The organism is Flagellimonas sp. (assembly GCF_965222555.1).
In the GTDB taxonomy this organism is placed as follows: domain Bacteria; phylum Bacteroidota; class Bacteroidia; order Flavobacteriales; family Flavobacteriaceae; genus Flagellimonas.
This window is the reverse complement of the sequence record NZ_CBDCUG010000005.1, coordinates 1,237,884-1,260,481: the sequence shown is the minus strand read 5'-3', so window position 1 is coordinate 1,260,481 and position 22,598 is coordinate 1,237,884. Positions and strand designations below refer to the sequence as shown.

Genomic DNA, 22,598 nt, shown 5'->3' with positions numbered 1-22,598 from the left:
CCATGTCAGATAATGTTAGTCATTAAAAAAGCTTTTCTATTTTTGCGCATCTTTAAACTGGAGAAATGAAAAAAGGTATAGTATTATTTATAGTTGCATTAACGGTAGTGGCTTGTCAGCAAAACAAGATTGGTTATGTAGACAATGTAAAGTTGATGGATGGCTATCAAGAAAAGATTGATGTAGAAGCCAAGTTCAAAACCAAAGTTGAGGCATTGACCAAAAAGAGGGACAGTATTTCCCAGGCATTTCAATTGGAGCTTCAAGCCTTCCAGACGAAAGCCCAAAAAATGTCTCAGAAAAACGCGCAGGAAGAATATGGTCTGTTACAACAAAAAGGACAATTTGTTGGGCAACAGCTACAACAAGAAGAGCAGCAATTGCAACAACAAAGTCAAACCGAAATGGATTCTTTGGTGAGTAAGGTAAAGAAGGAAATTAAAGCTTATGGAGCCGCAAATGGTTACACGTACATTTTAGGTGGAGGCGATGGTGGCGCTGTGCTTTATGGCGAGGATGCAAACAACCTTACCGAAGGTGTGCTTAAGATCCTAAATGACAAATACAAAAAATAGATTGAACTAATCTATTAAGTTGAAAGGCCCATTCTTTAGAATGGGCCTTTTTTTATTCATATTTCCCAATAAAACCCTAATCCCTAAATACGTTTCGACTCAATTTTGTAGTTTCATGCTTGTCTCAATGATGGCCGCAATGCACACAATTTCTTGCCTGTTGAAAAGAAGAACGAGGATGCTTATGGCAACCTGTATGCTTTTCAATGTTGTTTCTTTTTCGCAAGCAACAACAAACTTAGCTCCGGATGTAGATGTTCCTGAAAAAGTGTACTTACAACTAAACTCCAAAGAGTTTACTTCTGGACAAACCATTTGGTTCAAAGCTATTGTTACAGATTCCAGAAATCACATGCCGTCCAATCTTAGTGGAACACTTTATGTTGATTTAATAGATCAAGAAGGAAAGATAGTGGCCCATAAATTTTTAAAACTGACCGAAGGCATCGGCAACGGATTCATTGACCTAAAGGAGGATTTTAGCGGTCGGTTTTTAATAAGAGCCTATACCCGATGGAACCAGAATTTTGGCGATGATTTTTTGTTTGAGCAATATGTACAAGTCCATCCCCTAAAAAAACAACTGCATAAAAACCCATTTGAGAATCTTACAATAACCAATAATGAAGAAGGAAAACTTCTTTTATCAGGGAATCTGGATTTTGGTGAAAGGGAACAGGTTGCCCCAAGTGAAATAACTGTCCACTTGGATTGGGTCAAAGGCCGGGATTCAGCTCTGGTAAAAAGAAAAGGAGAGAACACCTATTTTATGGAATACCAAATCTCAAAAGGAACACCTTGGGTAGAGCTAACCCTTAAAAACCCTGTTGGATTTGATTATACCAAAACAGTTGTTCTAAATGACACTTTTCTTGATGTGCAATTTTTCCCTGAAAGTGGCAAAATGGTAAACGGATTCCAAAATAAAATAGGTTTTAAGGCGGTGGGATATGATGGAAAAGGAAAGAGAATCCAAGGAGAAGTTTTTGACAATCACGGAAATAAAATAACAGCTTTTGAAAGCAATTCTTTGGGGATGGGCACCTTTTATATGAAACCTGAGGGCAATATGACTTATCATGCTAGTATCATCTCGGAACAGCGTTCACCTGCAAATACTATATTCCCATTGCCCAAGGTTCATGCTTTGGGCAGTTCTCTATCCATTGAGCGCATAAAAGACAAAATTAGACTTGGTGTAACTTCCAATGAGCTTAAAGAAAATATTGTTATCAAAGCCAGTTGCAGAGGGGTAGACCATTATTTAATAGAAGGCAAATTGCAAAAGGGGCAATTGGTCTCTGAACTACCGTCCAATAGTTTTCCTGATGGCATCATTGTTTTCACTTTGATGGACAAAAAGAACACACCCATTGCGGAGCGACTTTACTTTAATGATTCTGGGATGGATGAGCTGCAGATTGAAATCGAAACGAATAAGCCCAAATATGGACAGCGGAAAAAAACGGAATTGAATGTCCAGGTATTGGATCAGAACAACAATTATTCCACTGCAAACATTTCCGTATTAGTGGTCAATAAGTCTCAATGGCGTGAAGGTATTGATGGCTTTATTCTGTCCCATTTTCTTTTGGAATCAGAATTAAGAGGAAACATTGAAAATCCAGGGCATTATTTTGATAAAACAAATACTAGTCGCCATGATGATATGGACGCTTTGCTGCTCACCCAAGGTTGGCGCAACTATAAATTTCCAGCAAAAAGACAAGGAAACCGGTTTTTTTGGCCAGAGTCGGGCCTTACAGTAAGAGGCCGGGTCAACACTCTAGGCTCGAAAAACAAAACAGATAGCCCAACTGATCTAACATTGGCCACTTTTGGAAATGAAACATCAATTTATACCCAAAGAACTGATAGCTTGGGAAATTTCCAGTTTTTGTTGGACGACAGCTTTGGTAAAAATATGAGGATAATGCTCCAGGCAAATTCCAAGGAAAAGAGAAAGAAGAACCATAGAATAGCAATAGACAAGTACCCCGAACCAAAAGTCAATTATAAGTACAAGCCATTTTTTCAAAAACCCGATACCACAACCAAAGTTTTAATAAGCGAACAGCAAAGACGCAATAGAATGGAAGTTGTTTTTGATTCCCTTTTCGGAGTAACCCAGTTGGATGAAGTGATTGTTGAAGATGTAAGATTAAATCCAGAACGCAGAGCACTTTATGAAAAATATGGAAAGCCCGATGTAATTATAACCGGCGATTCTTTAAAACAAAAGGAAAAAAAGTGGTCTTATGGTCTGTACAGCGTTCTTATGTTCAATTATGGCGATGAAGTTCAAATTGAACATTTTCCAGATGGATTTATGTTGGCACATATTGCCGGAGGACCCACATTGCTAATGGTTGATGGCAGGCTGTTGCAAAGGCACGAATATGACCGTGTTCCCCAAATGCCAACAGGAATCATAGAAAGTATAGATTTAATAAAGTTTGCTAAATTTTTTAAATCCAGGTACCTAACCGTATTTCCTGAAACCAATGTTTTGGAAGCACCATATGTGGGCCATATTATTTCCATAAACACCAAAGGGAAAGTGGGCTTACAAGGTTCGGACAAACCCAAACCGGGAACTCTTGATACTACTTTGGACTTGTTCTCGCCCATAAAGGAATTCTATACACCCAAATACGACAAACCTATCCCTGCCAATGAGCAAAAACCCGATCTAAGATCATTGGTTCATTGGAAACCTAACATAAATACTAATGCAATGGGAAAGGCAACAGAAAGTTTCTACAATGGGGATGTCCCCGGAGATTATGTCATCATTGTGGAGGCAATTTCCAAAGAAGGACAACTAGGCTATCAAACGAAGACGTTTTCCGTTGAGGAATAAGCGACGATTCATTTATCAACCCTTTGTGCTTATTTAAAGTGCTTCACTCCCAAAGATTGATATAGGTGTTCTGGGCGATAGATATTTCCATTTTTAATGGTAAGTTCCACGCGTCTGATGTCGCTTATATTTTCTGCTGGATTTCCATCTACCAAGATAAGGTCCGCTAGCTTTCCTTTTTCAATGGAACCGAGTCTGTCATCGGTATGAGTTACCCTTGCCGAGGTCAAAGTTGCCAGTTTGAGAACATCTGCTGCCGGGATTCCAGCTCTAACGTAATTTTCCAATTCCTTGTGCAATGCAAATCCGGGTGTTGCATCAGTGCCTGGAAGTATGGTAATTCCATTCATATGCAATTCATAAACGATATCCAATAGCTTGGAAAAAGAATCTTTGTATTGTTGTTCTTTCCCTTCGGGAATTGGCAACCCTCCCGAATAATAATTTCTACTGACCTGAATGGGAAGTCTATCCAAGATAGTTTCAAATTGTGGATCAGGTTCGCCAGCTTTCGTAATGAACATTCCTTCAAAAATGGAAACAGTGGGGTCAATTTCAATGTCTTTGTCCTTTAAAAGTTGGACGAATGCCTTGAATTCATCACCCTTTAAATCCAAATTGTGCGTATGCTCCGCAACAGCCGAAAAGCGCAAAGGAGTTCGGGTATCAATGGTGTCCGAAAGAAAATTCAGCGCCAGCATATTTACATGCTGAATTTCATCAAAACCATCTTTTATGGCATCTTCTGCCAACATATGGGCAGGGATATGACCACTCAACTTTAGACCAAGATCATGGGCTTTTTGAGCAAGGGGCTTGACCCAAGAAGGATCTATGGAACTATAAAGTTTGATTTGATGGTAACCCTTATCCTTGAAATTCTGGATGGCCTCCAAGCCTTCCTCAATATTGGTTATGGTCAATCCCGGACCGGCAAAGGGCCCTTTTTGATCAATGAATCCAGCCATGGTGACAACACGGGGGCCAATACTGCTATTTTCATCAAACTCCTTTTTCATTTCGATAAGTTCCATGGAATTGGCCATATCCCGAATTGATGTTACTCCCGCAGCTAGATGTAAAATACCGTCCTCGCGTTGCACATGGCAGTGATTGTCAAATAGGCCAGGTAATAACATTTTGTTTGTTCCATCAATAATTGTGGCTTCTGTTGGCAATGAATTCTCATCAGTTGAAATAGCCTCAATGGTATTGCCGTTGATGAGCACATGATGATTGGGTAAGGTTTCACCTGTATTGGAATCAAAAAGATTTACATTTTTAATGATGACGGGGCCGGTTGGCTTTTCCGTCAACTCCTTGGCCAAGGTTTTAAAAAACGAGTTTTCCTTTTCGGTTTGAATGGCCAAAAGCTTTTCAATATGTGCGACATTTTCTTCCTCAATTTTGGTGATCCAAGAAGATATGGAAGCAAAAACCCTGTCGTCAGTATCAATCCAAACATAAGATGGTACAAAACCAAAGCCTGTAATCTCCAAAAGACGCAAAGTATTGCCACCCACTTCAGCTTCTTGAATACTAATAATTTTGGCCGTTCCATTTGGCAATAGTTCAACAGAATGGTTCGGCGAAGCCAATAATCTTCTGATCAATAATTCTGTATCTCCCAATGTACCATTTGTACTGGCGTAAAATGCACTTCCATTGGATGCTTTTTCGCCTTTTTCGGAGGTGCTTTTCCATTGCGCTTTTCCATCACCAAAACTAAAAACCTCAGAAATGGTGTCCTTTAAATAGTTGACACCCGAAATTTCGAGGGAAGTAATAAAACCATCCTCATTTAGTTTAATTTTTTCTTCAATTTCCGGACCTCTTCCCCGATCATTATATTCATAGGTGTAGATATAATTTCCATCTGCATCTAAAGTGCTGGCATGGGTTCCCGCTAGATTACCTTGGATGTATACTTTGTACTCCTTTGGAGTATAATCCTGTTTCTGGTCTGAGGAATTGCAAGCAACCATTAGTAGGATGATGAAAAGGGAAAGGACAGTTTTCATGGTTTCGAGTTTTAGAAGTTGTCAATTGCTGACACCTTCAAATATACCAGATAAAAGTTGTCTTTTACGACAACTGCCAAAACCTCAGAAATTTAGCAGAATGAAACTATAAAATTTCTACCTCTTCTGGAACTATGAAGTAAAGAATGCAACCTGTTTTGGATGTGACGCCATGTTTGAAATTTGGAGGGGTGTACAGGTAATCGCCTTGTTTTAGGGTTGCCCCTTCAATGGTACAACTGCCCTCCAAAACCAATAATTCCTCTCCAGCGGGGTGGTTGTGATAGGGATAGCTTGCTCCCTTTTCAAATTTCAATAAAAAACTGGGTGGCCTACCCTCTTCTGTAAACCGCAAGGGCTTTACATAAATTCCAGCGGTTTCAATACCTGGCTCTTGCAGCGGTTTCCATTCCATGGAATCCGTTTCCACGATGTAATCTTTAATTTTTGTTTTCATATTGTTTTCTATTAGCGATAAATGGATAAAACAAAAGTGGGACAACCCCCTAAATTAAGGAATGGACAATTCTACAAAACCCATGTAAATTTTAAAACTTAAGTTGCTTAACAAAAGCTTGCGGAGATAGGCCCGAATGTCTTTTAAAAAAATTTGAAAAGTAGAAAGGGTCGTTAAAACCAAGAAGATGGGCAGTTTCCTTTACGGACAAATTTTCATAGAAAAACAACCTTTTGGCCTCTGAGATTATCAACCCATGAATAATCTGCCTAGCCGTTTTACCAGCATGTTGTTTGGAAAGCTCGTTCAATTTTCGCTCCGTTGTCATAAGTTTGTCGGCATAATATTTTAGGGGCAGGTCATGCTCAAAATCGGCTCTTGCCAGTTCTAGGAATTTCAAGAAAAGGGCAGTTGGTTTCCACACTTCTCCACCATGTAGAATTTTAGAACGGTTTATTTCTACCAACAGCAATTTAATTCTGGAATGAACAGACTGTTGGTATTGATATGGTTTTTCCTTCAGCTCTTTTTCAATGGTTTTCAAATGATTCTCAACAGTGTTTGGATCGTCCAATGTGATGACCTCGTTCCTATCGAAGTGACAGAAAAGGCCGTTTTGAAATATGAGTTCGATATCAGCATCATCTTTACAGAAAAAATCTAAAGTAAATTGGAGCACCACTCCTTGTGCATTGGAAATGTCTTTGAACTTGTGGAATTGACCGGAGGTGATTGTGGTAAGTGAATTAGCTTCAACTTCAAAATGGACACCATCTATTTCCATTTCCATTTGTCCCGTGGAACACCAGACCACCAAATACTTTTTGATTCTTTGATGGTTTTTGGGTAACAGACCGGAATTAAATCGTAAGAGTTCAACCATGGTTTTCTCCTTCAACCAAAAGTAATAATAGTTTTAATTGTGGTGGAGGTATAAAGGCAGTGCTAGAATCAAGAACGACATTGGTGAATATTGCTACTTTGTTGCCCGCCCTCTAATTTGAGGTATTATGGGAATAAATGGGGAATAGGAATTGTATTCTTCCAATACCAAAGTGCTAAAACCGGCTGATTCCAACAGTGATTTTGTATCCCTGTTGGTATTACAGCCCTCAAAAAACCAATGCCATGGTTTATGAGTCAAGTTTTGAATCAGTTCTAGCATGGTATTTTTTCTTGCCTTTACATGTTCGATAAACACAAAAACACCGGAGGGTTTTAATATTCGCTTTATTTGTTCTATACATTTAACCGGATCGGAGACTGTACACATAACAAGGGTGCATGCCACAAAATCAATGGAATTGTCTGGCAAATCAATGGATTCTCCCACAATGGTTTTGATTTCAAGATCTATCCCATATTTCTGGGCACTTTTTTTTAAGTTTTTATGCATATGGATATTGGGCTCTATGGCAATTAATTTTGTTCCTTTTTTAAGGTATCTCATATTAGCGCCAGCTCCAGGACCAATTTCTACTACTGTTTTAGGGTGATTCTTGAAAAGCTTCCTTTTTGATTTACCAAAAAGATAATCCATATACCCAGAAAGCGCTTTAAAAGTCCAGGAATTAATAGGGCCTAGAATGGCGTTACTTTTAAATTCAACACTCATGACATTAAAAAGTTGTTTTGATTATAAATATGTTAGGACCAATTATTTCCCCAACCCTTGGCGGTCTTGATATTGAATCTTATAAAAAAAGTTGATAACAATTTCTGGAATATTGATTTGCTTTTCCATTTCACCTCCAAGTTGAGGCCATTTCTTGGTGTTTGGATTGGGAAAGGAATATCCCCCTTTCATGATTTTCAAAAGCGAAACCATTTTGTTCTTTTCCTCAGAAGAGTAATCATATCTAATGGCTTGGGAATTTGATTTTTCAATGGACGTAACAATGGGCTTTGGAGCTGCTCCATTGTTTCCAAGCAAGTTTATCCAATGATTCAACGTTTCATTTGTGGATTTCACTTTTCCTATTGCAATTTTATTTAACGAGCTAACCTTGTTACCATTATCTGGAGTTATGGTATCTGCAATATCGTTTATGATGATAATAGAAACCGGTTTACTCGCTAAGGAACGACTACCATTGGAACTTAAAGACATATTTGTTCCTATAACCGCAAACCCTTTAAAAGCATCAGGAGCTGCCTGGGCCAATTTGTAGCACATACTTCCGCCATTGAAATAGCCAACGGCAAAGACGTTTTTGCGATCAATATGATATCTTCTTTCCATTCTTTGAACAATGGATTTGGCAAAGCCCACATCATCAACATTTTTTTGACCATGGTTCCAGACATTTTTATATCCTTGGGGATAAACAACTATGGTGCTGGCTGTTTTATCTGCTAGTTTGTTAAACTCAAAACCGGTGACCTCTTGAATAACTTTTGGGGTCATGTTGTTGTCGTGGAAAACCAACACCAATCTGGAATTATTTGAAGGAAACTGTGGAACATGGTATTCAAAAACCCTCCAAATGCCATCAACCAGGATGGAGTCTTTAATAATGTTTTTTTCATGGCCCAATTGCGCATTTGTAGTTGATATGCACAGCACTAAAAAAAGCATTGGCCAAACAAGGTTTTTTATACATTTCATGGCTTTGTTATTTTTATTGATAGGAGTTCTGCATTTATTGTTTCTTCTTCTGTGTATTTGAATGTGGGTTTTGGGTTTTTCTGCTTGCTACTTCTGCCCCAACCGAACCACATTACCTTGAAGCTTTTCATGAACTTTTCTTTGAGGTTATATCCTTAAACCGAAGCATTTCAAATATGCGATTGGATGCCCCAAAATAATATCCTGTCTCATGCTGGTAGGTTTTTGGATTTTTAAAAGTGCCGAACAACATATCTATGATGGCCAAGTCGGTATAATTGTATTTGTGGATTCCCCTAGCGTGATGTAGGTTATGGCTTTCAGGGCGTTGAATTATATAACCAATCCATCGAGGAGTATTGATATTGGAATGTTGGAAAACACCGAAGAAAGTCAACGATAAAACAATTATGGTTATGGCCTGAGGAGTCAACCCCATGATCAAGGCAAAGCTTACAGAACCAACTAAGGAAAGCCCAATCATGTCATTAATGCTCAGCATAAAAGCGCTAGGCACATCGATTCTTTCGGCACTATGATGTATTTGATGCGAAACCCTGAACAGGAAATCTGATTTGTGCATGCTTATGTGCCATCCATATTGAACCAGTTCAAAAACCAATAAACCAAGAATAACTTGTAAAAAAATAGGCAGGGAACTTAAATCAACCAATTGATGGGAAGCAAAAAAATCATCCCATAACAAGGGGAAGTAAGTGGTAAGAAGCATGTAAGCCAAAAAGAAAACCAAGCCCCTTAACTTCCAAAATTTAATTTTTGGGAGTTGTCGCGCTGGGAACATGAATTCCCAAAGAAACAGTCCACCAAAAATGACATAAACAATGAGCGAAATAGGGTCTAATAATATTTCTAGAGGTGTGGGTAATTGTGAAAATATTTCTTCCATAATCTTTAGTTTAAAAATTCGACCACAAATGTATATGCGGTAAAAAACTTAAACTAAAAAATGGACTTGACCTATGTTAGGAATTCATTTTCTTTCGTATTCTACTAAGGCTTTCAGGGTGTATGCCCAAGTATTTTGCAACCTTATTGACGGGGATAAAGGAAATATAATCGGAATGTGTTCGGAACATTTCTGCATATCTTTCCTCAGCGGTTTTTGTTAAAAGATCCTTTTCTCGATTAGACTTTCTTATATAGCCCTGCTCGGTACAAACCCTCCCAAACTTGTTTGCTTCAAGAGAAAACTCATAGGCCGGCAAAAGATCTTCACGTTTCAGCACTTCAATTTCACAATCCATCAAAGTGGTTATTTGAACATCGGTTGGTAGCTGGTCTAAAAAAGAAGTGTAACCACAAAACAGTTCAGCTTCAAAAAAAAAGTCTATAATCTTCTCTGTCATATAACTTTTGATGGTCATTTCAACGATTCCCTTGTTCATAAAGTACAGAGAATCTTCAACCTGCCCATACGTTGTTAAACAAGTTCCTTTCTCAACTCTTATGGTTTTCAAAGGAAAAGGCAAGTCTTCATAAGTAAACGAAGTGTTTAAAACGGCGTTGTAAAAATCAACAAACAGCATTTTACGTGGTTCTTATAAGGCAACTATTAAATTACTGTTTTTTTTGTTGAGTTCTATAGATTGAAATAGAATACAAATGAGATAAACCAAAAGAGTTTTTATGAGAATCATAAATTTTTGCTTCTTCCAAAGAAAATTGTAGTTTCTCGGAAATTAGGTGGAGGATTATGGAAATGTTCTAATAGTACAATCCATTTTCAAGAATTGCGGCTACAGCCTTTTTTTCATGAGCCAACAAAGCATCATATTCGTCTTTGTCCAATTTGCAGGAAACGCCAACAAATTGCATGGCGAACCCCTCTAATATTTCGTTGAAAATCAATTTTACCCTTACCAAATGGTAACCCGAGGTAATGATGGTAAGCGACACATCATCTTTGAGCGCGGATAAAATGGTTTTGACCTTAACAGCATCGTCAACCGTATTTTTAGACAGCGCAAAATCCAAAAAGGCATGTTCCAGAAGTCCTTTTTGTATTAGATATGTTTTTGCATAATGGGCATGCGGATAATCTGCAGTATTAAAATGAGGCCCCCAGCCACCTGTGCAGAGCACTAAACTTTCTTTTTCAAACAAATCAAGGCAACGATCTAGTCGGCTTTTGGAAATGGAACTTAATTCTCCTGAAGCTGAGTTTGGTGAGCCTAGGACAATCAAGACTTTTTTTATGGTTTTTCCACTAGCCAAGTGATGATTTTTAGATTGTTATTGCAACAGATAAATCAGAAAAATAGTTGGAATAAAATAGATCACAATGGTTTTTGCGCCTTCATAATCTTTGGCGACCCTTTGTCCAAAAAGCAGGAATAAAAGAGTAATTGCCGAAAGCAGCGCACCACAAAAGGCCATATTGCTTTCTCCAGAAGCTATAAATTGAAAGGCTCCCACAGCACATAAAATACCTGAAACCATTTCCATCAGCAATATAATTCCCAACAAGGCCGGAACCATTCCGTTGAAAATACTTTTGGAGAAATGTTCCTTGAGCCAAGTGACGTTTCCCTTCCAATCCATGATTTTATCAATGCCACTTTGTAATAAGGTAATGGTTAAAAAAAGCAGTAGAAGAATTTGGGTTGCATTAGAGAGTATATGTTCCATTGTTAGTTAGTTTTATGCTGCCTTGGTATGTAGCAACCGAGTGAGTTTTATAGAAAGGTCAGTGAATATGATTTTGGAGTTGCCATTGCGCTCCACGTGAAAAATGGCTTTTTCCAATTCTTCAACTATTTGCTCAATATTGTTTTCATGAACATAAGGAGCAAACTTGGACAGCGCAAAATTTTCCAGATGTATCTTAAGATACACCAGCTCATCAGCTTTATAATTTAACAGAAGAGCTTGCCGCATAGCCCTTAAGCAGTAGTTTAAAAATTGCTTTTGAACCTCCCTTCCGGTTTTGGCAACCTCATCGCTCCAAAGAATCAATTCTTGGATTGCCCCTTTATTTCCTTTGGCCTTAAAAGCACTTCGCACCCACTGCACAAACCAGCGCTCAAAAACCAGATCTTCCGAATCTTTGTTTAGTAAATCCAGTGCTTTATTAAAATTACCGTTGGCTTCATGGGCTATGGAATTGGCCTCGCTTTCAGGAATTCCCTGAGTTAAGAGTGCATTGGCAATCGCATTTTCTGCAAGCGGAGGAAAATGCAAAATCTGACAACGAGACCGAATGGTATTTATTATTTGCTCCTCCTCTTCGGCGACCAAAAGCAGCACCGTTTTTTCCGGAGGCTCTTCAATCAATTTCAAAAGTTTGTTGGCTGCCGCGATGTTCATCTTTTCGGCCATCCAAATAATCAAAATTTTATATCCGCCCTCATACGATTTCAAAGAAAGCTTTTTGACCACATCCAAAGCTTCGTCCACACCAATCTGCCCCTGTTTTTTTTCAATGCCAATGAGACGGTACCAATCAAACAGATTGCCATAAGGTTGTTCCATAACAAAGAGCCGCCAATCTTCCAAATAATGGTCACTGACCGCATGGGATTTTATCTTGTCCGAAGTAGCAACTGGAAAAGCAAAGTGAAGATCAGGGTGGGAAAGTGAATTGCATTTGATATTACAGACCTCGTTTTCTCCATTATTTTCACCACCTGTATTTCCGCAAAGTAGGTATTGCGCATAGGCAATGGCCATGGGCAGCGTTCCAGTGCCCTCTCTACCAACAAACAATTGTGCGTGGGCCACGCGGCCAGATTCGGCCGTAGAGACCAAATGGTTTTTGATATGCTCAAGGCCCAAAACATCTTTAAATAGCATATTTCAAAGATACATTTTTTAGGTTCTGATACATGGGGTGCTTTTTTTGTTGGAACTTTAAAAATATGAGCGGCTCAACCAATCTGGAAAGCAGGAAATCTTTACATTTGACCTCGCCATAAAATCAAACAGATGAAGACCATAGAAGATTTCAATTTTGAAGATAAAAAAGCGCTAATACGTGTCGATTTCAATGTGCCATTGGACGGGGAGTTCAATGTAACGGACACCAGCAGAATTGAAGCGGCCACTCCCACCATTTTAAAAGTTTTGGAAGATGGGGGAAGCGCGGTTCTAATGAGCCATCTGGGAAGACCAAAGGGTCAGGCAAACCCGGATATGTCTTTATCCCACATCTGTGAAAAGGTTTCTGAAATTGTTGGAGTACAGGTAAAATTTGTGAACGAATGTGTTGGGGATGATGTGGCGAAAGCTATTTCAGAACTTCAAAATGGAGAAGTTTTGTTGCTGGAAAACCTTCGGTTCCATGCCGAAGAGGAAAAAGGGGATGAAGCTTTTGCCGAAGCACTTTCCAACAATGGAGACATCTATGTGAACGATGCCTTTGGAACAGCACATAGGGCACATGCCTCCACAACCATTGTTGCCAACTATTTTCCAGAGAACAAATGCTTTGGATATCTGCTTGCAAAGGAGATCAAGGCCATTGAAAAAGTAATGCAAACAGGGGAAAAACCGGTAACCGCCATTTTAGGAGGTGCCAAGGTTTCTTCAAAAATCACCATAATAGAAAACATCCTGGACAAGGTTGATAATTTGATTATTGGCGGTGGAATGACCTACACCTTTGTGAAGGCCCAAGGGGGTAAAGTTGGGGATTCCATCTGTGAGGATGATAAAATGGAGCTGGCTCTTGACATTTTAAAACAAGCTGAAGCCAAAGGCGTAAAAATTCATTTGCCAGTGGATGTTTTGGCTGCGGATGCTTTTGATAACAATGCCAACACCCAATTTTTGGATGTAAATAAGATTCCGGATGGATGGCAGGGTTTGGATGCCGGCCCACAATCGTTGGAAATCTTCAAAAAAGTGATTCTGGAGTCCAAAACCATACTTTGGAACGGCCCTGTTGGGGTTTTTGAGATGGAAAACTTTGCCAAGGGAACCATAGCCATTGGAAATTTTATTGATGAGGCTACTCAAAGTGGGGCTTTTTCCCTTGTGGGAGGTGGAGATTCCGTTGCTGCAGTGAAACAGTTTGGCTTTGAGGATAAAGTAAGCTATGTTTCTACAGGAGGGGGTGCCATGCTCGAAAGTTTGGAGGGAAGAACACTTCCGGGTATTGCAGCAATATTGGGCTAACCTTCACGTTATGAAGTAATAGGCAAGGCGCTATTTTAAGAGATGTTTTAGACTGAAAACTTTAATATTTCAGAAAAAAACACCATTTTCGTTTGCCCCAAAACCAAACCTTGTCCAAAATGAACCAAAAATTAAAAATCGCCGTATCGGCGACGCTACTTTTTTCAGCTTCGATTCTCCGTGCCCAAGAGGTAGATTCTACAGCTGTAAATCAACAAGAGGTTAAGAAGGCATTGACTTCTGCCGAAGCAAAAGACTCTGTTTCGACACAGCCGGTTATAGATTTGAAAATAAGTGAGGAGAATATTGATGGGCAATATATTGTTAAGGCAGATAAGGACAATAAGTTCCACCTAAAAGACTTACAGGAAGCTCGAAATTATGACAGCCTTTGGTTAAAGGAGCTACATGCCAGCGCACAGTTGTTCAGTGAGATGCTGTTGGAAGTTCAAAATCCATCTGCTGCGGAAGAATTGACAGAAGTTGATTTGCCAACGGATACCCTGAAAGCCCGTTTGGCTAGAATGGATGAAAAAACACCCTTCAATATTTCCTATAATCCATCGCTGGAAAGAGTGATCAAATCCTTTTTAGTTCGCAAAAAAGATTTGATGCAGCGAATGATAACCGCCAGTCAGTTTTATTTTCCACTTTTTGAACAGGAGCTGGACAACCACGACATTCCTCTGGAAATAAAATATTTGGCCATAGTGGAATCGGCATTAAATCCGCGTGCAAGATCTAGGGTTGGTGCAAAAGGACTGTGGCAATTTATGTATGGAACTGGGAAAATGTACGGTTTGGATGTGAGCAGCTATGTGGATGAAAGGCACGATCCAATTTTGGCCACTAAGGCCGCAAGCAAGTATTTGTCCAAACTTCATGACATTTTCAATGATTGGGATTTGGCATTGGCCGCATATAATTCTGGCCCGGGAAACGTGAACAAAGCCATTAGAAGATCGGGAGGCTATAAGAATTATTGGAACATTAGAAGAAACCTTCCGCGTGAGACGGCTGGCTATCTTCCAGCCTTTTTAGCGACCATGTACATTTTTGAATATGCAGATGAGCATGGCCTTCAATACAAAAAAGCGGATAGACCCTATTTTGAAACGGATACGGTTCATGTAAAAAGCCTAATCACTTTTGATCAGATATCCAAGCTTGTGGACATTAGCAAGGAAGAATTGGAAATGTTGAATCCTGCCTATAAATTGAACATTATTCCTAAAATAAAGGGAAAAACATATGCATTAAGGCTGCCCATTACCAAAATAGGAAAGTTTGTGAGCAATGAGGAAGCCATTTACGCTTACGCTAAAAAAGAACTGGATTCATTGGAAAAACCTTTGCCGCAATTAACTGTGGCCAAGAATCAGGTTAGATATAAAGTTAGAAGTGGGGATTATCTAGGCAAGATTGCAGAGCGATATGGGGTTGGTGTAAGCCAGATCAAGAGATGGAACGGTTTGCGTAGCAACAATCTTAGAGTGGGGCAGCGTCTGACCATATTCCCTAGAAAACCATATATCCCAAAACGAACTGTAGCTAAAAAGAATTCTTCAAAATCAGCTAGCGGAACTGTAGCGGGTGGTTCAAAAGTGCATACGGTGCAGGAAGGGGACTCACTTTGGACGATTTCCAGAAAATATCCTGGAGTTTCTATCGAGAATTTACGAGAATGGAACGGTCTTAGTGGTAATAATTTAAAACCGGGCACAAAATTGAAATTGTGCGATTGTTCTTCGTAAATTTAAAGCAAGATGAAAAAATTTGGAACACTATTCTTCGCCATTGCAACCTTGGCGATGTTCTCATGTAATGACGGACCGAAACAACGATTTCTTCCACCTTCAACCGGAGGAATCAACTCCTTAATGGTAGTAATGGATACGGAATTGTGGAAAGGTAGCGTTGGCGATAAGATTAGGGAACGTTTTGCAAAACCGGCGCCAGGCCTTACACCCCAGCAGCCTATTTTTACTATAACCCAGATACCACCGCAAGTATTTAAAGGAGCCACAGCCTATTCAAGATCCGTGCTTTTTGTACAACAGGATACGCTTTCCTTGGCGCATATAAAAACGGATGTTTATGCCAAGCCACAAAAGATTGCCGTGATCAAAGGAGAAACGTATAACGACTTTGCCAATAATATAGATTCCTTGGCGGGGATGGCCATTGCGGCATTCAAAAAGGTTGAGATTGGAGAAGCGCAAAAACGTTTTAATCGTTCTTTAAACAAAGAAAAAGCTTTTGAAGAGGAGTTCGGAATCAGCCTAAAGGTTCCATCTCTGTATAAGCTTGGAAAACGGGAAAAGAATTTTGTGTGGATGGATATTCAAATCCCAAAAGGGACCATGAACATTATGGCCTATTCCATGCCATGGGACAGTTTTACCAACGACTCTACCTTTGTGAACGACATTGTAAAAATGAGGGATTCCATTGGGAAGAAATATATTCCCGGGCCTTATGACGGTACTTTTATGATGACAGAGAAGGCTTTTGCCCCGTATATTTTTCCAGCACAGATTGGCGGAAAAAAAGCGGCAGAGGCCAGAGGTATATGGGAAATAAACGGCTACCCGATGGCGGGGCCATTTTTGACCTATATTATCAATGATAAGGAAAACAACAGAAAATTGGTGTTGGAAGGATTTACTTTTGCTCCTTCCGAAGAAAAGCGGGACTATATGTTTGAACTGGAAGCAATCTTAAAGACAGTTAAGTTCGACTCAGGTTCTTGACCTTAAATAAGCAAGACAAAAAAGCCCAGTAAAATCTCCCCAGATGTTCTGGGCTTTTTTGTTCTTTAAATGCTTAAACAAGGATTATTAATCAAATGCGAATCCGGTTGCAATTCTATAAACGAATGCGTAAAGCACAATAAAGAACATTACAAAACTGAACCAGGCAAAGATTTTAAAATACTTTTCTATAAGAAAATGACCAAGGTTTCTGAAACCTTCAATATAAATTTCTTTTACGAGTAATAGTTTTTTCATAAGGTTAAATTTTAAGATTTAAAGACAGGACAAAGATTAGGTCAAATCTGAAAGTCTGAAAAACAAACAGATGAAAACCCAAAAAAGAGTGATGAAAACCCTTGATACTCTTAAAACCCTATAAAGCAAACTTTTTCATCGATGAAACACATACCTGGTAAAACAGGATATCGGGAAAAACCCTCGATGTAATACAACTTTTAGAAAAAAGGCATTAAAAAAGCCCCAATAAAATAATTGAGGCTCTATATATAGGTTGGTTTAGAAGCTACATTTCTACAATGATAAATTCTGAGCGCCTGTTTTCTTGGTGTTTGTTTCTAGGACATCTTTTACCGTCCCCACAATTATTCAACAAACGTTCTTCGCCATATCCAACGGCACTTTCAATTCTTGAGGCATCAATCCCTTTGGATATAATATAATCCCGAGTGGATTTAGCACGCTTATCCGATAGATATTTGTTGTACGCCTTTTTACCAATGGCATCGGTATGGGATTCAATCTTGATCACCATATCAGGATATTCGTTCATTACCGCAACAAGCTTATCCAGTTCGGCCGCCGCTTGTTGTTTAATATTGAATCGGTCAAAGTCAAAATAAATGGTTTCCGTCTCCAGTGTGAGTACACCCTTTTCTTCAACAATAATCTCCTCCATCGGTTTTAAGGACTGCGTCAGGGTTACGTTGATATTGTTTTTGGTAGAGATTGGCGCACTTTCTTCAAAGTAGCCTTTCTTAACGGTTTTAACCGTGTATTTGGTTAATGGCTTAAGGTTTTTAAAGATAAAGCTTCCATCCTCTTCCGTTCTGGTCTCCGCAACGCGGACATTGTCCTTATCAAACAAAATTATATTGGCATTGGCAATGGCCTCGCCGGTAACCTCATCTGCTATATCCCCTGAAATTGCATTAAGATTCAGAAGATGTTTAAAGGAATAAATATCATCATCGCCTTTTCCTCCTTTTCTGTTGGAGGCGAAATAGCCTTTTTCACCCTTTTCATCAATAATATAGGAGAAATCGTCCCTATTACTATTAATAGGCTCCCCTAAATTGATTCCAACACTGAAGAGGTCGTCCACATAATCCGCTTTATAAATATCCAATCCGCCAACTCCCATGTTTCTATCCGACGAGAAGTATAGCGCATTCTCTGTGATATACGGGAACATTTCTTTGCTGCTCGTGTTTATGGTTCTGCCCAAGTTTTGGGGTTCGGAGAATTTGCCGTGACCTAGAATGTCCACCATGTAAACATCGGTTCCACCATAACCTCCTGGTCTGTCCGAGACAAAGTACAGTTTTTTACCATCTGGACTTACTGAGGGGTGGCCTGTTGAGAAATTTTCACTGTTGAAGGATACTTCAACCGCCTTGGTCCATTCACCATCAATAAGCTTGGATTGGTATATTTTAAGGTGATTGATTCCATTTTTACCTCGTTTTAGCTTTTTTCCATAATTGTTTCGGGTAAAGTATATGGTTTTTTGATCAGGAGAGAAAGCTACCGAGGCCTCGTGATATTTTGTATTGATTTGTTTTGAGAATTTTCTAGAACTTGTTAAATCACCCTCTTCATTGTCCGCCTTGGCCACATAAAGATCTAAAAAGGGCTGATTGTTCCATCGGTATCTACGGGTGGTCAAAAATGAAGAATCATGTGCAGAGGCAAAAACAACCTCAGATTCATTGTGGAACATGGGTGAAAAATCAGAATATTTTGAATTTATGGCCATGTTTTTAATTTCCACCAGCTTTGGGGTGTTGGATATGACATGGTCTTTTGCCAGCTCTTGAAGCGGTTCGTTCCTTTTTTGTCGGAACAATTTGGTAAGCTTGGCGGCTCTTCTATAGCGCCCAGTCCCTTTTAAGCTATGGGCATATTTAAAGAATTTTTCTTCGGTAATGCGATCTTTAAAGGTTTCGTAGAGCTCATGGTACCATTTATAGGATTTTTCCAGATTGCCACTGTAGTAATGGGAATCACCGGCATTTGACAACAATTCAAAAGTGTGTTTTGCCTCACTTTTTTCCAAAACCATATCATAGATCTTGGCCGCTTCGGCATACCACATTTTGCCAAAATACTCATCGGCTTTTTTTATGAGCTTTTCAGTTATGCCCTTTTTACGCATAATTTTGGACAACTGTCTGTTGCTTAGCCCTTCAAATTGTTTGGAAATAAGAGATTGTTCGTTTGAAGTTGATGTAGTTGATAGGCCTGTTGCCAGTTCTTCGTCCTCAAACTGCAATAGGGATACCTCCTGGGATTTAAGTCCAGGTGCAAGAATTAAAAATATAAGTAATATCAATCGCTTCATAATCACTCCGTCAGCACAAATAAGCTTCAGGTGATCAATTTGAATGTTAAGCATTACACCTAACATAAGTTTCAAACGCTAAAATAGAATAAGGTAATAGCGTTTATAACTTTTTGTTGTGAAAGGGGGAATTTATGGCGTGTATGCAACAAATATGTGGTTCTTCATCGACAAACCCTTTAAACACAGGGATTCACGAAGTAAGAAAAATCGGTATAATTAAATGGAATTAGGAGTCGGACTCTTGGCCGCTTTCTAGTTTTTCGTCTTCTTTTGAAGCATCTTTAAATTCTTTGATTCCGCTGCCCAGGCCTCTCATAAGTTCGGGAATTTTTTTACCTCCAAAAAGCAAAAGAACTACTACTACTATAAGCACTATTTGCCAAGGGCCTAGCATACCAAGAAAAAAAGTTTGAGCAATCATAACATCAACGCCTTTAAATGAAAGGTAAAATTACTAAAAAGAACGCTAACGCTCTAGCCCATTAACGAAAATTAGTGATTAGAACCGCTTTTGGTACTATTTTACGGAGTTGCCATATTTTAAAAAGCTTAACAGCTAAAATGAAAATCTAAGGTTATATTTGTCCATTATGGCTAAGGACAGGAAGAAGAGAAAAGAGATAAAACGTAAGCTTTTACACAAGTATCGCTTGGTTATATTGAACGAGAACACCTTTGAGGAAAAGATATCGTTTAAACTGAGCAGGCTCAACGTATTTGTTACCGGAACGCTGTTTATCATTGTTTTGATCGGCCTTACCACACTGCTTATAGCCTTTACCCCCTTAAGGGAGTATATCCCGGGCTATTCTTCTACCCGATTGAAAAGACAGGCCACGGAATTGACCTATAAAACGGATTCCCTGGTCACCGTATTAAACTATACCAATCGGTATTTGGATAATGTAAGGCTTGTTCTGCGCGGAGATATTGAAAATAACGAAACAAACAGGGACTCACTCTTTGAAAAATATAAACTTGACCCTTCCACAGTAGATTTGACCCCAATTAGGGAAGATCTGTTGTTGCGGGAAGAAGTGGAGTTGGAGGATAAGTACAATCTGTTTGAAAGAAACGTTGAAAACGTAGGGAGCTTACTTTTTTCCCCATCCAACGGAACCTTATCACAAACGTTTGACCCCAAGACCAAACATTTTGCGGTGGATGTGGTTGCACCAAAGGATTCCCCGGTCAAATCCATTGCGGACGGAACTGTTCTTTTTGCGGAATGGACCTCAGCAACAGGCTACGTTATTATCATAAAGCACCAAGATGCCCTTACATCGGTGTACAAGCACAACGGTTCTTTGAGCAAATCACAGGGAGATTTGGTAAAAGCGGGTGAAGTTATCGCCTCCATTGGCAATACCGGTGAGCTTACCACCGGGCCACACCTGCATTTTGAGCTCTGGAAGAACGGAAAACCCGTCAACCCTTTAAATTACATCGATTTTAACTAATGTCATTAAAAGCATTTGCAGCAAAGGTTTTTGCCAAGAACATTGTCAAAAAAACTGCTAAATGGGTAAAGGATCCAGTAACTACCCAACAAAAAGTCTTTGCAGAGCTTATTTCTACGGCCCAAAACACCCAATTTGGCAAGGACCATGATTTTTCCAACATAAAAAGCCATGCCGATTTTACCAAAAACGTGCCTGTTAGGGATTATGAGGAGCTAAAAGGGTACGTTGAAAGCATTATTGCCGGTAAAGAAGATGTGCTGTGGCCTGGCAAACCCGTTTATTTTGCCAAAACCTCCGGTACAACGTCCGGTGCAAAGTTTATCCCTATCACCAAGGAATCCATAAAATATCAGGTTGAGGCCTCCCGAAATGCGATTTTGACCTACATACACGAGACGGGCAATGCCGATTTTGTGGATGGAAGGATGATTTTTTTGCAAGGCAGCCCAATTTTGGAAGAAAAGGGAGGTATAAAATATGGTAGGCTTTCCGGGATTTCGGCCCATTATGTACCCAACTACCTGCAAAAGAACAGATTGCCCAGTTGGGAAACCAATTGTATGGAAGATTGGGAGACCAAAGTGGACAAGATCATCGAGGAAACCGAAAATGAGAATATGACCGTGATTGCGGGAATTCCATCATGGGTACAGATGTATTTTGAAAAGCTGAATGCAAAATCCAACAAAAAGGTTGGCGAGCTGTTCAAGAATTTTGAGCTTTTTATCTACGGAGGGGTCAATTACGAGCCGTATCGCGCCAAGTTTGAGAATCTGATTGGCAGAAAAGTGGATAGTATAGAGCTTTTCCCGGCCAGCGAGGGCTTTTTTGCCTATCAAGACTCCCAAACCGAAGAAGGCATGCTCTTGCTTTTAAATTCAGGTATTTTCTACGAGTTTATTAAAGCGGAGGAATTTTTTGGGGAAAATCCCAAACGATTGACCATTGCCGAGGTTGAACTTGGGGTGGATTACGTGCTGATTATCTCAACAAATGCAGGTTTGTGGGGCTATAACATTGGAGATACCGTTCGGTTTGTTTCTTTAAAACCCTTTCGGGTTGTGGTTTCCGGAAGAATAAAACATTTTATTTCCGCTTTTGGCGAACACGTGATCGCCAAAGAAGTGGAGGAAGCCATCAAAACAGGAATTGAGCATACAGATGCCTTGGTAAACGAGTTTACCGTGGCACCACAGACCTCACCGGAGAATGGGGAATTACCATATCACGAATGGTTCATTGAATTTGAAAAAATCCCATCGGATATGGCAAAATTTTCTGGACATATAGAGGAAAGCATGCAAAAACAGAACAGTTATTATTTTGATTTAATCGATGGAAACATCCTGCAACCCTTAAAAATCACTCCGATCAAACCATCAGGATTCCAGGATTATATGAAGACCATTGGCAAATTGGGTGGGCAGAACAAAGTACAGCGCCTTTCCAACGACCGTAAAGTGGCCAATGGGCTGCAACCATTTCAACTTTAGGTTTTTCTTTTTACAATTATCAGTTGACAGTAGACAGTTGACAATGAATAATTATCAGTAATCAGTGAACAGAATCCGTGCAATTAAAGTAATTCGTGTCTACCAAATCCCAAATCCCAAATCCCAAATCCCAAATCCCAAACCCCAAACCCCAACAATCCAGAAATCCAACCATCCAACTTCACCCTACACCCTACACCTTTCCCCGTTCATTGACCCACTGCCAATAACTTACAACTTACAACTGTCCACTTAACACTGACCTCCTTTTCCCTTTTCACTAACTCACTGTTCCACTAACCCACCATCAACTAAAACTCCAAACCCCAAATTCCAAACTCCAAATTCCAACAATCAAATAATCTAACAATCCAACCATCCAACTTCCCACCCTTCACTAACTCACTGTTTCACTAACCCACCATCAACTAAAACTCCAAACTCCAACAATCGAACAATCCAAAAATCCAATCATCCAACTTCACCCTTCACCTTTGACCCTTTCCCCTAAACTCCAACCATCCAACTTCCCACCCTTCACCCTTCACCCTTCACTAACTCACTGCCCAACTATTCCACCATCAACTGAAAACTTAAAACTGTCCACTTAACACTGACCTCCTTTTCACTAACTCACTGTTT

20 protein-coding genes are annotated in these 22,598 nt (G+C 39.5%); 7 read left to right on the top strand and 13 right to left on the bottom strand.

The features are described 5' to 3' along the window. Positions 1 to 65 precede the first annotated feature (65 nt). Both ACOQO1_RS14125 and ACOQO1_RS14120 read left to right on the top strand, forming a co-directional pair. Complete coding sequence (locus tag ACOQO1_RS14125) at positions 66 to 575, top strand: OmpH family outer membrane protein (protein WP_420603527.1); 510 nt, start codon at positions 66 to 68, stop codon at positions 573 to 575. 160 nt (positions 576 to 735) lie between these two features. Beyond that, complete coding sequence (locus tag ACOQO1_RS14120) at positions 736 to 3,438, top strand: hypothetical protein (RefSeq protein WP_420603526.1); 2,703 nt, start codon at positions 736 to 738, stop codon at positions 3,436 to 3,438. A 29-nt stretch (positions 3,439 to 3,467) separates the two neighbouring features. Here ACOQO1_RS14120 and ACOQO1_RS14115 read toward each other — a convergent pair whose 3' ends face one another. The 10 genes from ACOQO1_RS14115 to ACOQO1_RS14070 form a co-directional block, all read right to left on the bottom strand. Beyond that, on the bottom strand, positions 3,468 to 5,459 hold the full coding sequence (locus ACOQO1_RS14115; protein WP_420603525.1) for an amidohydrolase family protein: 1,992 nt from the start codon (positions 5,457 to 5,459) through the stop codon (positions 3,468 to 3,470). Between the two features lie 106 nt (positions 5,460 to 5,565). Then, positions 5,566 to 5,916 (bottom strand): cupin domain-containing protein, encoded by a 351-nt coding sequence (locus ACOQO1_RS14110; protein WP_420603524.1) that lies wholly within the window; start codon positions 5,914 to 5,916, stop codon positions 5,566 to 5,568. Between the two features lie 91 nt (positions 5,917 to 6,007). Beyond that, positions 6,008 to 6,799: a helix-turn-helix domain-containing protein gene (locus ACOQO1_RS14105; protein ID WP_420603523.1), complete on the bottom strand. Its 792-nt coding sequence runs from the start codon at positions 6,797 to 6,799 to the stop codon at positions 6,008 to 6,010. 93 nt (positions 6,800 to 6,892) lie between these two features. Continuing rightward, the gene (locus tag ACOQO1_RS14100; RefSeq protein ID WP_420603522.1) at positions 6,893 to 7,531 is read right to left on the bottom strand and encodes a class I SAM-dependent methyltransferase; all 639 of its coding nucleotides are present in this window, start codon (positions 7,529 to 7,531) and stop codon (positions 6,893 to 6,895) included. Positions 7,532 to 7,573: 42 nt separating this feature from the next. Next, on the bottom strand, positions 7,574 to 8,524 hold the full coding sequence (locus ACOQO1_RS14095) for an alpha/beta hydrolase family esterase (RefSeq protein ID WP_420603521.1): 951 nt from the start codon (positions 8,522 to 8,524) through the stop codon (positions 7,574 to 7,576). A 127-nt stretch (positions 8,525 to 8,651) separates the two neighbouring features. Next, positions 8,652 to 9,431, bottom strand: coding sequence for a sterol desaturase family protein (locus ACOQO1_RS14090; RefSeq protein WP_420603520.1), 780 nt, complete (start codon positions 9,429 to 9,431; stop codon positions 8,652 to 8,654). A gap of 76 nt (positions 9,432 to 9,507) precedes the next feature. Then, positions 9,508 to 10,071, bottom strand: a complete 564-nt coding sequence (locus ACOQO1_RS14085) for a Crp/Fnr family transcriptional regulator (protein ID WP_420603519.1) — start codon at positions 10,069 to 10,071, stop codon at positions 9,508 to 9,510. Between the two features lie 178 nt (positions 10,072 to 10,249). Continuing rightward, on the bottom strand, positions 10,250 to 10,759 hold the full coding sequence (locus ACOQO1_RS14080; RefSeq protein ID WP_420603518.1) for a YdcF family protein: 510 nt from the start codon (positions 10,757 to 10,759) through the stop codon (positions 10,250 to 10,252). An 18-nt stretch (positions 10,760 to 10,777) separates the two neighbouring features. Then, positions 10,778 to 11,173, bottom strand: coding sequence for a DoxX family protein (locus ACOQO1_RS14075; RefSeq protein WP_420603517.1), 396 nt, complete (start codon positions 11,171 to 11,173; stop codon positions 10,778 to 10,780). 12 nt (positions 11,174 to 11,185) lie between these two features. Beyond that, positions 11,186 to 12,337, bottom strand: a complete 1,152-nt coding sequence (locus ACOQO1_RS14070; protein ID WP_420603516.1) for an ATP-binding protein — start codon at positions 12,335 to 12,337, stop codon at positions 11,186 to 11,188. 132 nt (positions 12,338 to 12,469) lie between these two features. On the opposite strand from ACOQO1_RS14070, the gene ACOQO1_RS14065 reads away from it, so the two are divergent. The 3 genes from ACOQO1_RS14065 to ACOQO1_RS14055 all read left to right on the top strand — a co-directional run bounded on the left by ACOQO1_RS14065 (position 12,470) and on the right by ACOQO1_RS14055 (position 16,413). Then, positions 12,470 to 13,660: a phosphoglycerate kinase gene (locus ACOQO1_RS14065; protein WP_420603515.1), complete on the top strand. Its 1,191-nt coding sequence runs from the start codon at positions 12,470 to 12,472 to the stop codon at positions 13,658 to 13,660. A gap of 119 nt (positions 13,661 to 13,779) precedes the next feature. Beyond that, positions 13,780 to 15,414 carry a LysM peptidoglycan-binding domain-containing protein gene (locus tag ACOQO1_RS14060; RefSeq protein WP_420603514.1) on the top strand — a complete coding sequence of 545 codons (1,635 nt, stop codon included), beginning with the start codon at positions 13,780 to 13,782 and terminating at the stop codon, positions 15,412 to 15,414. Positions 15,415 to 15,426: 12 nt separating this feature from the next. Then, on the top strand, positions 15,427 to 16,413 hold the full coding sequence (locus ACOQO1_RS14055; RefSeq protein WP_420603513.1) for a DUF4837 family protein: 987 nt from the start codon (positions 15,427 to 15,429) through the stop codon (positions 16,411 to 16,413). 87 nt (positions 16,414 to 16,500) lie between these two features. Here ACOQO1_RS14055 and ACOQO1_RS14050 read toward each other — a convergent pair whose 3' ends face one another. From ACOQO1_RS14050 to ACOQO1_RS14040, 3 genes are all read right to left on the bottom strand, one after another. Further along, on the bottom strand, positions 16,501 to 16,671 hold the full coding sequence (locus tag ACOQO1_RS14050; protein WP_420603512.1) for a DUF6747 family protein: 171 nt from the start codon (positions 16,669 to 16,671) through the stop codon (positions 16,501 to 16,503). A gap of 268 nt (positions 16,672 to 16,939) precedes the next feature. Continuing rightward, positions 16,940 to 19,051, bottom strand: coding sequence for an OmpA family protein (locus tag ACOQO1_RS14045; RefSeq protein WP_420603511.1), 2,112 nt, complete (start codon positions 19,049 to 19,051; stop codon positions 16,940 to 16,942). Between the two features lie 175 nt (positions 19,052 to 19,226). Next, positions 19,227 to 19,421 (bottom strand): twin-arginine translocase TatA/TatE family subunit, encoded by a 195-nt coding sequence (locus ACOQO1_RS14040; RefSeq protein ID WP_420603510.1) that lies wholly within the window; start codon positions 19,419 to 19,421, stop codon positions 19,227 to 19,229. A 169-nt stretch (positions 19,422 to 19,590) separates the two neighbouring features. Here ACOQO1_RS14040 and ACOQO1_RS14035 point away from each other — a divergent pair, with 169 nt between their 5' ends. Together ACOQO1_RS14035 and ACOQO1_RS14030 are read left to right on the top strand one after the other, a co-directional pair. Continuing rightward, positions 19,591 to 20,460, top strand: a complete 870-nt coding sequence (locus tag ACOQO1_RS14035; RefSeq protein WP_420603509.1) for a M23 family metallopeptidase — start codon at positions 19,591 to 19,593, stop codon at positions 20,458 to 20,460. Next, positions 20,460 to 21,956 carry a GH3 auxin-responsive promoter family protein gene (locus tag ACOQO1_RS14030; protein WP_420603508.1) on the top strand — a complete coding sequence of 499 codons (1,497 nt, stop codon included), beginning with the start codon at positions 20,460 to 20,462 and terminating at the stop codon, positions 21,954 to 21,956. The genes ACOQO1_RS14035 and ACOQO1_RS14030 overlap by 1 nt, the downstream gene beginning before the upstream one ends. Positions 21,957 to 22,598 lie beyond the last annotated feature (642 nt).

Coding starts and splice junctions, on each gene's coding strand:
- ACOQO1_RS14050 (WP_420603512.1), bottom strand. CDS start 16,671: ATGAAAAAACTATTACTCGTAAAAGAAATTTATATTGAAGGTTTCAGA.
- ACOQO1_RS14070 (WP_420603516.1), bottom strand. CDS start 12,337: ATGCTATTTAAAGATGTTTTGGGCCTTGAGCATATCAAAAACCATTTG.
- ACOQO1_RS14085 (WP_420603519.1), bottom strand. CDS start 10,071: ATGCTGTTTGTTGATTTTTACAACGCCGTTTTAAACACTTCGTTTACT.
- ACOQO1_RS14090 (WP_420603520.1), bottom strand. CDS start 9,431: ATGGAAGAAATATTTTCACAATTACCCACACCTCTAGAAATATTATTA.
- ACOQO1_RS14110 (WP_420603524.1), bottom strand. CDS start 5,916: ATGAAAACAAAAATTAAAGATTACATCGTGGAAACGGATTCCATGGAA.
- ACOQO1_RS14030 (WP_420603508.1), top strand. CDS start 20,460: ATGTCATTAAAAGCATTTGCAGCAAAGGTTTTTGCCAAGAACATTGTC.
- ACOQO1_RS14115 (WP_420603525.1), bottom strand. CDS start 5,459: ATGAAAACTGTCCTTTCCCTTTTCATCATCCTACTAATGGTTGCTTGC.
- ACOQO1_RS14060 (WP_420603514.1), top strand. CDS start 13,780: ATGAACCAAAAATTAAAAATCGCCGTATCGGCGACGCTACTTTTTTCA.
- ACOQO1_RS14075 (WP_420603517.1), bottom strand. CDS start 11,173: ATGGAACATATACTCTCTAATGCAACCCAAATTCTTCTACTGCTTTTT.
- ACOQO1_RS14045 (WP_420603511.1), bottom strand. CDS start 19,051: ATGCTTAACATTCAAATTGATCACCTGAAGCTTATTTGTGCTGACGGA.
- ACOQO1_RS14055 (WP_420603513.1), top strand. CDS start 15,427: ATGAAAAAATTTGGAACACTATTCTTCGCCATTGCAACCTTGGCGATG.
- ACOQO1_RS14105 (WP_420603523.1), bottom strand. CDS start 6,799: ATGGTTGAACTCTTACGATTTAATTCCGGTCTGTTACCCAAAAACCAT.
- ACOQO1_RS14125 (WP_420603527.1), top strand. CDS start 66: ATGAAAAAAGGTATAGTATTATTTATAGTTGCATTAACGGTAGTGGCT.
- ACOQO1_RS14065 (WP_420603515.1), top strand. CDS start 12,470: ATGAAGACCATAGAAGATTTCAATTTTGAAGATAAAAAAGCGCTAATA.
- ACOQO1_RS14035 (WP_420603509.1), top strand. CDS start 19,591: ATGGCTAAGGACAGGAAGAAGAGAAAAGAGATAAAACGTAAGCTTTTA.
- ACOQO1_RS14095 (WP_420603521.1), bottom strand. CDS start 8,524: ATGAAATGTATAAAAAACCTTGTTTGGCCAATGCTTTTTTTAGTGCTG.
- ACOQO1_RS14100 (WP_420603522.1), bottom strand. CDS start 7,531: ATGAGTGTTGAATTTAAAAGTAACGCCATTCTAGGCCCTATTAATTCC.
- ACOQO1_RS14040 (WP_420603510.1), bottom strand. CDS start 19,421: ATGATTGCTCAAACTTTTTTTCTTGGTATGCTAGGCCCTTGGCAAATA.